We start from the raw sequence: 11,871 nt of genomic DNA on the forward strand, positions 1-11,871 counted from the left end.
AATAATCAAGTTGTAGGGTTGCTGTTGCAGCAATCCGGCCCCTTTTACCAACTGCATCCCCCCACGTTCCGGGGGGATTCTTCCTCTCTGCACACAGTAGATTAGGCGCAGTTGACTAGGGCAGCCAGGCAAGTGAATCAAAGGGTTAGGGTATGTCAGAGCAGTTTCTTTATTTCCTGCAACAGATGTTCAACGGCGTGACGTTGGGCAGCACTTATGCGCTGATCGCCATTGGTTACACCATGGTGTATGGCATTATCGGCATGATCAACTTTGCCCACGGCGAAGTGTATATGATAGGCAGCTACGTCTCCTTTATCGTGATCGCCGCATTGATGATGATGGGTATCGATGCCAGTTGGTTATTGATTGGCTCTGCTTTTCTCGTATCAATAGTGATTGCCAGTGCTTATGGTTGGAGTATTGAGCGGGTTGCATATAAGCCGGTTCGTAGCTCCAAGCGCTTGATCGCACTGATCTCAGCGATTGGGATGTCTATCTTCTTGCAAAACTACGTCAGCTTGACCCAAGGTTCGCGGGATCTGGCGTTACCGAGCTTGGTGACTGGCCAGTGGACATTGGCAGAGGCTAATGGCTTTGCCGCGACCATCAGCACCATGCAGTTGACCATTTGGATAGTGACCTTCCTCGCTATGCTGGGGCTGACACTCTTTATCCGCTATTCCCGTATGGGCCGCGCCTGCCGTGCCTGTGCCGAAGATTTAAAAATGGCCAGTTTACTGGGCATTAACACGGACAGGGTTATCTCGCTGACTTTTGTTATCGGTGCGCTGATGGCCGCTGTCGCTGGGGTTTTGCTGGGGCAATTTTATGGTGTGATTAACCCATACATCGGCTTTATGGCTGGTATGAAAGCCTTTACCGCCGCGGTATTAGGCGGCATCGGCAGTATTCCGGGCGCGATGATTGGCGGCTTGATTCTGGGGGTCGCGGAAGCATTAACTTCTGCTTATCTCAGCACAGAATACAAAGATGCGGTTTCATTCGCATTACTGATTGTCGTGTTGTTAGTGATGCCGACCGGGATTTTAGGCCGCCCGGAGGTTGAAAAAGTATGAAACAACTCAATTTCCTAAACGCCATTATTTCCAGCTTCGTTTTACTGGTTCTCGCATCCTTTGTGATGGGATTGCAGTTACAGTTAGACGGCACCAAACTTATTGTGCAAGGCGCTTCAGAAGTACGCTGGCTGTGGATTGGCGCGGCTTGTCTCGTCGTGTTTTTCTTCCAGTTAGTGCGCCCATTCATTCAGCAGGGGATTAAAAAAGTCTCTGGCCCGGCATGGGTATTACCCAGCTTTGACGGCACGACACCACGCCAGAAGTTATTGGCCGCGGCAATTATTATCGCCGCAATAGCTTGGCCGTTTTTGGTCTCGCGAGGTTCAGTTGATATCGCGACTCTGACACTGATTTACGTCATGTTAGGGCTGGGATTGAACGTTGTGGTCGGGCTATCAGGCTTGTTAGTCCTGGGTTACGGTGGGTTTTATGCTATCGGTGCCTATACCTATGCTTTACTGAATCACTATTACGGTTTAGGTTTCTGGGAAAGTTTGCCTCTGGCAGGGATTATCGCGGCACTGTCGGGCTTCCTGTTGGGTTTCCCGGTCTTACGTTTGCGCGGGGATTATTTAGCCATTGTGACACTCGGTTTTGGTGAGATTGTGCGTATTTTGCTGCTCAATAATACTGAAATTACCGGTGGGCCGAATGGTATTAGCCAAATTCCTAAACCTACTCTGTTTGGTTTGGAGTTCAGCCGCACCGCGAAAGACGGGGGCTGGGACACTTTCCACAATTTCTTTGGCCTCACTTATGACCCAAGCGACCGCATCATTTTCCTGTATATGGTAGCGCTGTTGCTGGTAATCCTAACTCTGTTTGTGATTAACCGATTGTTACGTATGCCATTGGGGCGGGCTTGGGAAGCATTGCGCGAAGACGAAATTGCCTGCCGCTCACTGGGCTTGAGTCCAACAAAAATCAAGCTAACCGCATTTACCATCAGTGCCGCTTTCGCTGGTTTCGCCGGCACGCTGTTTGCTGCCCGGCAAGGGTTTGTTAGCCCTGAATCTTTCACTTTTGTGGAATCCGCTTTTGTCTTGGCGATTGTGGTACTCGGCGGAATGGGGTCACAGTTCGCCGTTATTCTGGCTGCTGTATTGCTGGTGGTTTCGCGTGAATTAATGCGAGATCTCAATGCTTACAGTATGTTGTTGCTGGGTGCATTGATGGTATTGATGATGATCTGGCGGCCGCAGGGCCTGTTACCAATGAAACGGCCACAGTTGAAGCTGAAAGTTGCCGACATCAAAGCGAAGCAGGGGGAGCAAGCATGAGTACGCAACCTTTGTTAGCTGTTGAAGGGCTGTCGATGCGCTTTGGTGGGTTATTGGCGGTGAACAATGTTGGCCTGCATCTCAATCAAGGGGAGATAGTCTCGCTGATTGGGCCAAATGGCGCGGGTAAAACCACAATTTTTAACTGCCTGACCGGATTTTATCGCCCGACTGGCGGCACCATTAAATTACGAGATCGCCATATTGAAGGGCTACCTGGACAGGTAATTGCTCGAATGGGCGTGATTCGGACTTTCCAACATGTGCGCTTGTTCCGTGAGATGACCGTGGTCGAGAACCTGCTGGTGGCGCAACACCAACATCTTAAAAGTGGTGTGTTTGCTGGCTTGCTGAAAACTCCGGGCTTTCGACGGGCGGAGGCTGATGCATTAGAGCGTGCAGCAACCTGGTTAGAGCGTGTCGGATTATTGGATCTGGCCAACCGTCAGGCGGGGAATTTGGCTTACGGGCAGCAACGCCGTTTGGAAATTGCCCGCTGTATGGTGACCCGCCCTGAGCTATTAATGTTAGATGAACCAGCCGCTGGCCTGAACCCGAAAGAAACTGATGAGTTGAATCAGTTAATTATGGAGTTGCGCGACCAGCACCGAGTTTCGGTATTGCTCATTGAGCACGACATGAAATTGGTGATGGGGATTTCTGATCGTATTTATGTGGTGAATCAGGGGACGCCGTTGGCGCATGGCTCACCAGCAGAAATCCGTAATAATCCGGATGTGATCCGGGCCTATTTGGGCGAATAAAAGTGGGCGAGGCATAAACATAACATGTTGTCATTTAATAAAGTTTCAGCCCATTACGGCAAAATTCAAGCACTGCATCAGGTTAGTCTGCACATTCAACAAGGTGAAATTGTTACCTTAATTGGTGCTAATGGGGCGGGTAAAACCACCCTGCTGGGCACCTTGTGCGGCGAACCTCGCGCCACTGAAGGCAGCATTGTGTTTGGTGAGCAGGATATTACCGACTGGCAGACCGCGCGCATTATGCGTGAGGCGATTGCCATTGTGCCGGAAGGTCGCCGGATGTTTTCCCGCATGACGGTTGAAGAAAACCTGGCAATGGGCGGTTTTTTTGCTGATCGCCAGCAATATCAACAGCGTATTGAGCGAGTTTACGACTTATTCCCACGGCTGTTTGAGCGCCGTGTCCAGCGGGCTGGCACTATGTCTGGTGGTGAACAGCAAATGTTGGCAATTGGGCGTGCTTTGATGAGCCAGCCTAAGTTGTTACTGTTGGATGAGCCGTCTCTGGGCCTGGCACCGATTATTATTTTGCAAATATTCGATACTATTCAACAACTAAGAGAAGAGGGAATGACTATCTTCTTGGTTGAACAGAATGCGAACCAGGCGCTGAAATTGGCCGACCGAGGGTATGTGTTGGAGAATGGCCGTATCGTTCTGGAAGATACCGGTGCGGCATTGCTGGCCAACGAAGCCGTGCGTTCTGCTTACCTGGGCGGTTAAACATTTCTTCAACTTATTTGCATTTTTAATTAAGGCCCGGTTCAGGGCCTTATTATTTATCTGATAAACCTTATGCTAAAGGGGTAATAGTGAAATTCAGCGTGTCGCTATAACTCCCTTTATCTGTAGTATCAGTATGGTAAAGTCGTATTTCCGGTGACCAACACATTTTTTCTTCACCAGCGCTATTGTCCGCCTTCAAATGTACAAATTTTTCATAGGTTGGTGGCAATGAAAAATCTGTTTTGGCATGTTCATCATTTATTAGTGCCACTCGATAGTTAATTATGTTATTCCCTTTATTTTCTTTTAATTGAAAATATTGGCTGCTCGGTGCTAACCCATTTATACTACTCGCGCTTATCATATAGTGGTTGTTGTGTATTCCTATGGCCCGATAGCTGATACAAAAACGATTGGCGGATGGATTTATCAGCGGAGCATGTAAGCCATCATCATCAGAAGTCTTATCGAGTAAATTATCCAAATCAATATTAGTTAATTGCCAAGTAGCCGTTGATAAGCGGAATTTAGGATCAACTTTTAGGGACGATGGTGCAATATTTGCTTGAGGGTCAAAGAGTTCACATTGGTTGCCTAAAGGGTTAAATGAAACACCCTTTGATGAAAGTAGAGAATATTCCTGTCCATTGGAAATAAGTATGCCACCAACAGTTGCACCGATTCTGATATTTTTGAGGGTATTTGCATTAGTCGTAAATGATACATAGTAGTGAGTGTCATTAAATACAACCTGATGGCTGTTAAACTTAATTTCTTTAATATTATTATTTGAGCTCCCATGGCTAATGCCATTAAGAGAAGTGTCATGAATGTGTTGTACATTAATATTTAAATTTGGCGAGCCATCAGTATTAAAGAAATAGAGTGAAAGCAGAGCATTGTGTGAGTCTAATGATGTATTTTTCAGGCCTTCATAAGGAATGTTAACTAATTCCCCCCATTTAACTTGGTGTTCATTCGTACTTTGACCAAATAAGCCATCAATCAAATTAGCCTGAAATGAAACTTTCACACTGCCATCGTCTAATAGTTTGGCTGAGCAGTTAGAATAGGATTGGACATAGTCATAAAAATAAGGATTCGCCATCGCTACAGGGTGCAATATTAACAGCAATAACCCGATCAATAATTTTTTGCTTTTTGTCTTCATTTGGTGTCTCTCCATGACCATCAAAGATGATTTTTAGCTATTTGTTTCAAATATTAATGTTAGCTGCCCGTAATACTTCCCCGCGATATCTTGTCCACTTGGTGCCAGTGCTGAAATTTGCAATATATAGTCAGTGCTAATTAAATTGGATTTCCCACTATTTACAGTGAAGGTTTCGGGGGTTGCTGAGAGTGGGCGCAAAGTTGCGCGGTCCTGCCCCCAACGTATTTCAGCTGGTGAGAATGCCACTCTGGATGCACCAGCATCATTCGTCTGACGTATTAGCACCAGCGGATTTTTAACTGAAACACGGAAGCCATCTTGCCGACGCAGCTTTACTGTTATGGGAACTTCAGATTGATAAATTTTATGATTATCCAGACGAGAATGTAGTTTGATGCTGGTGTACCAGCCACCTTGCGGTTTTTCTACCTCGATTCTAGGCTGGGCGGTAACTTCTAATTTGACGTCAATATCCCCTAATAAAATAGGAGTCCCTGCTGAAGCAGCATACCAGGGGAGGAATAGTAATATGGCTGCTATTTTTATCATGTTCATAACGCTCCTTATTTTTATTCAGCAGAGCACTGCAAGTTGACAAATTTATCTTCAATCATCCCTTGTACATTACTGACAGATAGTTGCCGACGTTGATTAGGATAGAGATTAAAATCGTCTATTTCTCCTAACAGAGTTTTAAGTTTATGCCACTGTAGACGGGTATTTCCGGTGTTTTCTAATGTTAACTTTCCGTTGATGCAGTGATGTACCCATTGCTGTTGAGATGAGGCGGGTAAATGCCTTACCAACCCCATATAACTTAGTTGTACACCAACAACTGCCCCCGGCCCACCGGCTACTTTTAGCGTATTTTCAGGTGCTACTGATAATCTATAAACCTGCTCTTTATCAGGCGAACGCAATGCTTTAATAATGATTCTTGCGCTCTGGCTTGGGCCGAGCGTTAATTTAGCGGGAGCGGCAAATAGCATTGGTTGAAGTTGTTCCCCAATAGGAGTTAATGACTCTTGCTCTGGGGATTCACCGGGATTATTTACCTGAAACAACTGAACCCTGATGTACTGGGTTTTTGTGCCTTGATTAATGACATTTACCACGGCATTGGATTGCTGTATTTCCAATACATGCGGTTGAATATCGATGGCGGCAAAAACATTCATTGGTAATAAACTAGCTGCAATTAACCGTAAAGGTTTCATTATCTACCCGCCCGTTAAGCTGTTTTACCAATAAGGTGATAGGTGTACTTGGGTACAGGTTTAGGCTATCTGTCAGCGTACTGTTATCGCGCGATTTTAGTTGTGTAAATTTATTGTGGATATTACCAGTGGAGCTCAGTATTAGCCCATCAGGCAAACATTGATGTTGCCAGCGGCGAGATTGCGTTGTCATTGGCGGAATATGATGAATCAGCACACCATAGCCAATACTGATTGTCATCGGGGTGTGGATTTTGCTTTTATCTTCGCTTTCTCCAGAGATTTTGGTCGCAACTATCGGATCGATATACAAGCGATAAAGCGTTTCCTGAGTGGGCGATTTCAATGGCAACAGTTTTATGTCGCGCTTTTGTTTCGGCCCTAACGTAATCCGGTTCGGGTTGAAAATCATCTCAGGTTGAGAAATATCACTAATTAGCGTCTTTTTCTCTGGAGTCACCCCTGGGTTATCCACTCGTTGCAGCGAGATATCTAAATAAAGTGCTTTATCGCCGCTGTTATAAACTTGCACAGTGCGGTTTTGCTCCAAAGCTTCGACCGTTGTGCGCGTAGGAAGGGCCATTAACTGCCCATAAGTTGCAGCAATAGGGGCTAGCAGCAAGATAACAGCCGATAATAACTTATTATATTTCATAGTTATTCCTGTTGATGTTGGTCGAGGTGACAGTGATAAATATGCTCATGTTGCTGACGCATATTGCAGCGATAACGGGCAGCGCTATTTTGAACGGTGATATTTTGCAGCATCACGTCAGAATTAATGGCAAACAGCCCATTGGGGTGAACGGTATCTCCAGTCTCCTCAATAATTCCTGTAATAGGTCGATTTTGTTTGTCTTTAAGGAAGCCGCTGTAAAGTATGTCAAGGGTAATATCGGCTTTACTGATAAAGACTTGTCCTGGATGTGCACGGATAATATTGACCGGCAGTTGAATGTTCATGTCCAGATCACTGCTATCGTTATGGGTGCGGACAAAGAAACGGTCTTGATAGCGGGGAATCGGTATGGCGTAGGTCCCTCCACCACTTATCGGGATACCTTCCGCGTGGAAGTTATAAGGTGTACCTGATAACTCTGGCGTTTCTATCAATAATGCCGTGCCACTGTAACTACTGCGCCCTAATGCCGTTCCTTGTGGACCAATGGCTAGCATGCCTCTGTAGCTGATGCCGCCGTTAGCTATCTTGTTATCGATACCTGCTCGGGCGGAAATATCCCCGCGACTTCCACTACGTTGGGCAAAAGTTCCGATCCCATTGATTTTGCCGCTGGTGCTACCATTGATACCCAAAGCGCTGGTGCCATAGCTATCGGTAAACTCTTTTTGATAACTGGCACTGGTGTTTAACTTCTGCTGAGCATAAGCGCTATTGATGTTGGCGCGGCTCTGACGGAAGGACAATGTGGTATTAAGAAATACCCCGTAGTTGTTTCGGCTGTGCCACTGCCCGCCTTTTTGCACACCAAGGGACAGATTTAGACCAAATTGTGGCCGCCGCCAGTCCCAACTGCTTTGAATACGATGCCGATGATGACTTTTATATTGATTGAATTGATAACTAAGCTGAGTTGGCCCTAAACGGCGGCTATAAGATGCTGATGTACTGCCCGAGTTTGGTGCATATATCGACACATCGGGTGTTTGATAGCGGGCCGTAGTGAAATATCCTACTGCAGGATTTCCACCCTCTAAACGCAGATATCCCCCACCGTGTTTTTCACCAGACATCACGCTAAAGGTCGGGGTGATATTAAAGCCAGAAAATTCTAATGGGCGCGATATGTTGGCTTCTGCCGCCCAGTGGCGACTATCATCTTTAAGCAATAAGATATTGGTTTGAATACTTTGTATTTTCATACTGCGGCCAAATTGCGCCAGATGATGAGCATGGTGTTTGTTACGTGTCGCCCCTTTGCCCATGGACAGGAACCAACCATCATTGGTTTGAGTGCTTAAATTGCTGATGGTTTGATTTTCTTGGCTGACGACGCGCCCGGTGTTATCCACTAAGCGAATATCAACGTTGTAATAGCCGCCAGGAAGTTGGCTGTAATCAATTTCATTGCGGCCAAGTTGCGCAGGAATCCGGCGAATAAGTTGGTTATCACGGTAGATTTCATAATCACCATCAGAAATTGCGTACAGTATCAAACTGCCTGCCGAGGGTTTATCAAGGGCTAAATAGCTTTGGCTACCCATGGTCACAAATTGTTCTAATGCAGGATTAATCAAGGTATGGACACTGCCTGCGCTGTTATCCAAATTGTTTTGCTTACCTGCCCGCATGTAAAGGGTTTGAAAATTCTTTTGCAGATACCAACTGTCAATGCCCATTTGAGTCATCTGCTGGTATTGCGATTGACTTGCTAGCGGGTAATGTCTCTTCGAGCGGGCCGTGTTATAGAACCATTGCACAAAACCATAGGATTGAAGAGGTAGCCCGAGGTAGCCGTTCCCGCGGGCAGATACAGCACGGTAGTTTTTCGCTGTCATGCGCAGGTCAAAAGATTGGTTATGTACCAATCCCCACGTAGTGGTTGGCATCAGGTAGCGGCTGTTATTATTGGTAATGGTGATAACCTGATTTATCTTATCTAGAATGACGTTGTATCCGGATACAATATAGTCACAACCGTTTTGGCATTGTAAGTAGGGGATTTGGAGCAAAATTTGCTCTAACAATATGATTGATTGTTCATCAACATTATTATCGCGATATTGCTGATGATCGAAATTTAAAGTTTGTTTCTTTTCAGAGAAAAATATTTTTGCAGGTAAGATCTTCCCATCAAATATACCTAATAGCTCTATGGTGCCATTCTCTTCAATAGCTGAAAATCCATCTGGAACCAAATACTCTATGGTTATATTTTTCGCATGTATTGAATTAAATATTGGGAGTAGTAAAACAAATAAAACTATCTGATTAACACCCATTCTTTTTTTCATTGGATTCCATTCCATTATTGATTATTTTTATAGAAACAGATCTCCTCAGACGAATATATTTTATGTGTTGATGGTTTTCATTAAACCATGATGATATATATTTAAGTCAAAGGATAAAGCAGCCAGGAGGTTAATCTGCTGACTGCATGTATTTATTTAACTGATGTGTGCTTAAGCAAAATCTTCGATAGTCAGTTGAAGCGTCCCTGTATACGTTTCGCCAGATAGGGCGTCTGCGGGTTTTTTAGCCCTTATAGTTAACGCACGGTTCATCTCATTATTATTATCTAAGGAGAAATTTACACCGCCCACCCCGAGTTGTGATTGCCCTAGCCGCACGACAACATCATCAAATGTTTTTACCGCACCACCAGAGTCACCCTCTAGAACAAGTGGGTTTCTGAGCTTGATGTTGACTTTAGTCCCAGTGTTACTCGTTATTTTAATGGGTTCAATGTATTCATATGTACCATCATTCTTGGCATGGTCATATTCCATGGCGATATTATTAAATGCATCACCATTAATTTTTGTCATACTGATTGAACCATTAATTTCTGCTGTAACCGGTATGTCTCTATCGAGCGGTTGCGCATGAACAATAGTACTGCTCGCCAATACTGCTACTGTAATAATAGATAATAGAGTCTTTTTCATCATAGATACCTGATAGTCCATTATACAAAAACCCCATTCAAATTGAATAGGCATTATTTTCCTCTGATGGCCCTTGTGAGTTATATAAAACAATAATAACGAGGGCGCTAATATGGTTATATTAATATAGTGTCACTCACAAGGCGAACAAACACTATCATGTGAGATAGATGAGGTTCAATAACGATTCGACCAATTTAAGGAGAGAAAATTAATTGAAGCTAAGTAATTGAATTAATTCTTTATTGATGTTTAAATTTTCATTGTTTTTGTCTTGTAATTTTTCATTAAATCATGTGTCTCATTATTTGATAAAATAATTGCATGAATAACAGAATATGATATTAAAAAATAATATCGTGTTAGTTCTTATTTTTGTCATTTTAATGTCATCTTGAAGTTATATTTCTGTCATGAAACAGTGTCATGTTTGCTTTCGAACAAAAACTGATTTATTTCGCTCATCCGCCGCAGTTCATTGAGGTGAGCCATACAGATTTATTCAGGGGCAAGATATGTTTAACAACACTATTGGTAAAACATCGATTTGTATCGCGCTGACCTTGGCATTCAGTGCCAATGCAATGGCGGTCACTGAAATTCCTTTCTGGCACTCGATGGAAGGCGAGTTAGGAGTAGAAGTTAATTCGTTAGCAGATCGTTTTAACCAGTCTCATACCGATTATAAAATTGTGCCGGTCTATAAAGGTAACTACGAACAAAGCCTGGCGGCAGGTATTGCGGCTTTCCGCTCAGGGAAAGCACCGGCTATCCTGCAGGTCTATGAAGTTGGCACCGCAACAATGATGGCCAGTAAGGCCATTAAACCGGTATTCCAGGTATTTAAAGACGCTAATATTAATTTTGATGAATCTGTCTTTGTCCCTACGGTTGCGGGTTATTACACCGATGCGAAAACTGGACATTTATTATCCCAGCCATTTAACAGCTCCACTCCGGTGCTGTATTACAACAAAGATGCATTCAAGAAAGCGGGTTTGAATCCAGATCAGCCGCCGAAAACGTGGCAAGAACTGGCAGAAGATACCGCTAAATTACGTGCTGCGGGTTCAAGTTGTGGTTACGCCAGCGGCTGGCAGGGCTGGATTCAAATTGAGAACTTCAGTGCCTGGCATGGTCAGCCAATTGCCAGCCGGAATAATGGTTTTGATGGCACTGATGCCGTATTAGAGTTCAACAAACCTTTGCAGGTTAAACATATTCAATTGCTGTCGGATATGAATAAAAAAGGTGATTTCACCTATTTTGGCCGCAAGGATGAATCAACGGCCAAGTTTTATAATGGCGATTGTGCTATTACCACCGCCTCTTCCGGTTCACTTGCAGATATTCGCCATTACGCCAAGTTTAATTACGGCGTTGGTATGATGCCTTATGACGCAGATGCCAAGAATGCCCCGCAAAACGCCATTATTGGTGGTGCCAGCTTGTGGGTGATGGATGGTAAAGATAAAGACACTTACAAAGGTGTGGCTGAATTCTTGCAATTCTTGGCTAAACCAGAAATTGCTGCCGAATGGCATCAGAAGACAGGCTACCTGCCTATCACTACCGCCGCTTATGAGCTGACCAAGCAACAAGGCTTCTATGATAAGAATCCAGGTGCTGATGTTGCAACCCGCCAAATGCTGAACAAGCCGCCTTTGCCGTACACCAAGGGTTTACGTCTGGGCAATATGCCACAGATTCGTACCGTGGTAGACGAAGAATTGGAAGGTGTATGGACAGGCAAGAAAACGCCTCAGGAAGCGCTGGATACCGCAGTAACGCGGGGTGATGTTCTGCTGCGTCGCTTTGAGCAAGCAAACAAATAACATTCTTTGGCCATTTTATCTGGCAGTTTGGGCTGCGCACTGACCCGACCCAAACTGCCTATGTCAGTAACGCCAAATAGTATTGTATTAAATTAAGACGTGACGTTTCGATTAGCACTCTGGTGGTAATCAATACCCTGTTCGATAAACGGTTAATTTT

11 protein-coding genes are annotated in these 11,871 nt (G+C 44.6%); 5 read left to right on the plus strand and 6 right to left on the minus strand.

What is annotated here, in order from left to right; genetic code table 11:
- Positions 1–152: 152 nt before the first annotated feature.
- From livH to livF, 4 genes are read left to right on the plus strand one after another with little or no spacing between them, the layout of a single operon-like run.
- Positions 153–1,079: a high-affinity branched-chain amino acid ABC transporter permease LivH gene (gene livH, locus F0T03_RS01155; RefSeq protein WP_145556103.1), complete on the plus strand. Its 927-nt coding sequence runs from the start codon at positions 153–155 to the stop codon at positions 1,077–1,079.
- Complete coding sequence (locus tag F0T03_RS01160) at positions 1,076–2,362, plus strand: high-affinity branched-chain amino acid ABC transporter permease LivM (RefSeq protein WP_159677074.1); 1,287 nt, start codon at positions 1,076–1,078, stop codon at positions 2,360–2,362. Before livH ends, F0T03_RS01160 begins: the two co-directional genes overlap by 4 nt.
- The gene (gene livG, locus F0T03_RS01165; RefSeq protein ID WP_159677075.1) at positions 2,359–3,126 is read left to right on the plus strand and encodes a high-affinity branched-chain amino acid ABC transporter ATP-binding protein LivG; all 768 of its coding nucleotides are present in this window, start codon (positions 2,359–2,361) and stop codon (positions 3,124–3,126) included. The genes F0T03_RS01160 and livG overlap by 4 nt, the downstream gene beginning before the upstream one ends.
- A 24-nt stretch (positions 3,127–3,150) precedes the next feature.
- Positions 3,151–3,852 carry a high-affinity branched-chain amino acid ABC transporter ATP-binding protein LivF gene (gene livF / locus F0T03_RS01170; protein WP_145556106.1) on the plus strand — a complete coding sequence of 234 codons (702 nt, stop codon included), beginning with the start codon at positions 3,151–3,153 and terminating at the stop codon, positions 3,850–3,852.
- Positions 3,853–3,922: 70 nt separating this feature from the next.
- On the opposite strand, the gene F0T03_RS01175 is transcribed toward livF, so the two are convergent.
- The 6 genes from F0T03_RS01175 to F0T03_RS01200 all read right to left on the minus strand — a co-directional run bounded on the left by F0T03_RS01175 (position 3,923) and on the right by F0T03_RS01200 (position 9,930).
- Positions 3,923–5,026, minus strand: coding sequence for a hypothetical protein (locus tag F0T03_RS01175; RefSeq protein ID WP_159677076.1), 1,104 nt, complete (start codon positions 5,024–5,026; stop codon positions 3,923–3,925).
- A 33-nt stretch (positions 5,027–5,059) separates the two neighbouring features.
- Positions 5,060–5,584, minus strand: coding sequence for a fimbrial protein (locus F0T03_RS01180; protein ID WP_208787089.1), 525 nt, complete (start codon positions 5,582–5,584; stop codon positions 5,060–5,062).
- Between the two features lie 14 nt (positions 5,585–5,598).
- Positions 5,599–6,246 (minus strand): hypothetical protein, encoded by a 648-nt coding sequence (locus F0T03_RS01185; RefSeq protein WP_145556109.1) that lies wholly within the window; start codon positions 6,244–6,246, stop codon positions 5,599–5,601.
- The gene (locus tag F0T03_RS01190; protein ID WP_145556110.1) at positions 6,218–6,901 is read right to left on the minus strand and encodes a fimbria/pilus periplasmic chaperone; all 684 of its coding nucleotides are present in this window, start codon (positions 6,899–6,901) and stop codon (positions 6,218–6,220) included. The genes F0T03_RS01185 and F0T03_RS01190 overlap by 29 nt, the downstream gene beginning before the upstream one ends.
- Before the next feature lie 2 nt (positions 6,902–6,903).
- Entirely contained in the window at positions 6,904–9,234 is a 2,331-nt protein-coding gene (locus tag F0T03_RS01195; protein ID WP_208787090.1) for a TcfC E-set like domain-containing protein, read from the minus strand.
- 156 nt (positions 9,235–9,390) lie between these two features.
- Entirely contained in the window at positions 9,391–9,930 is a 540-nt protein-coding gene (locus F0T03_RS01200) for a CS1 type fimbrial major subunit (RefSeq protein WP_246169918.1), read from the minus strand.
- Between the two features lie 461 nt (positions 9,931–10,391).
- On the opposite strand from F0T03_RS01200, the gene ugpB reads away from it, so the two are divergent.
- Positions 10,392–11,711, plus strand: a complete 1,320-nt coding sequence (gene ugpB, locus F0T03_RS01205; RefSeq protein ID WP_145556111.1) for a sn-glycerol-3-phosphate ABC transporter substrate-binding protein UgpB — start codon at positions 10,392–10,394, stop codon at positions 11,709–11,711.
- Positions 11,712–11,871: the final 160 nt, after the last annotated feature.

The sequence above is a fragment of the Yersinia canariae genome (genome assembly GCF_009831415.1).
Taxonomy (GTDB): domain Bacteria; phylum Pseudomonadota; class Gammaproteobacteria; order Enterobacterales; family Enterobacteriaceae; genus Yersinia; species Yersinia canariae.

Excerpts from the sequence above, each read along its gene's own strand:
- livH (WP_145556103.1), top strand. The coding sequence starts at position 153 with ATGTCAGAGCAGTTTCTTTATTTCCTGCAACAGATGTTCAACGGCGTG.
- F0T03_RS01160 (WP_159677074.1), top strand. The coding sequence starts at position 1,076 with ATGAAACAACTCAATTTCCTAAACGCCATTATTTCCAGCTTCGTTTTA.
- livG (WP_159677075.1), top strand. The coding sequence starts at position 2,359 with ATGAGTACGCAACCTTTGTTAGCTGTTGAAGGGCTGTCGATGCGCTTT.
- livF (WP_145556106.1), top strand. The coding sequence starts at position 3,151 with ATGTTGTCATTTAATAAAGTTTCAGCCCATTACGGCAAAATTCAAGCA.
- F0T03_RS01175 (WP_159677076.1), bottom strand. The coding sequence starts at position 5,026 with ATGAAGACAAAAAGCAAAAAATTATTGATCGGGTTATTGCTGTTAATA.
- F0T03_RS01180 (WP_208787089.1), bottom strand. The coding sequence starts at position 5,584 with ATGAACATGATAAAAATAGCAGCCATATTACTATTCCTCCCCTGGTAT.
- F0T03_RS01185 (WP_145556109.1), bottom strand. The coding sequence starts at position 6,246 with ATGAAACCTTTACGGTTAATTGCAGCTAGTTTATTACCAATGAATGTT.
- F0T03_RS01190 (WP_145556110.1), bottom strand. The coding sequence starts at position 6,901 with ATGAAATATAATAAGTTATTATCGGCTGTTATCTTGCTGCTAGCCCCT.
- F0T03_RS01195 (WP_208787090.1), bottom strand. The coding sequence starts at position 9,234 with ATGGAATGGAATCCAATGAAAAAAAGAATGGGTGTTAATCAGATAGTT.
- F0T03_RS01200 (WP_246169918.1), bottom strand. The coding sequence starts at position 9,930 with ATGCCTATTCAATTTGAATGGGGTTTTTGTATAATGGACTATCAGGTA.
- ugpB (WP_145556111.1), top strand. The coding sequence starts at position 10,392 with ATGTTTAACAACACTATTGGTAAAACATCGATTTGTATCGCGCTGACC.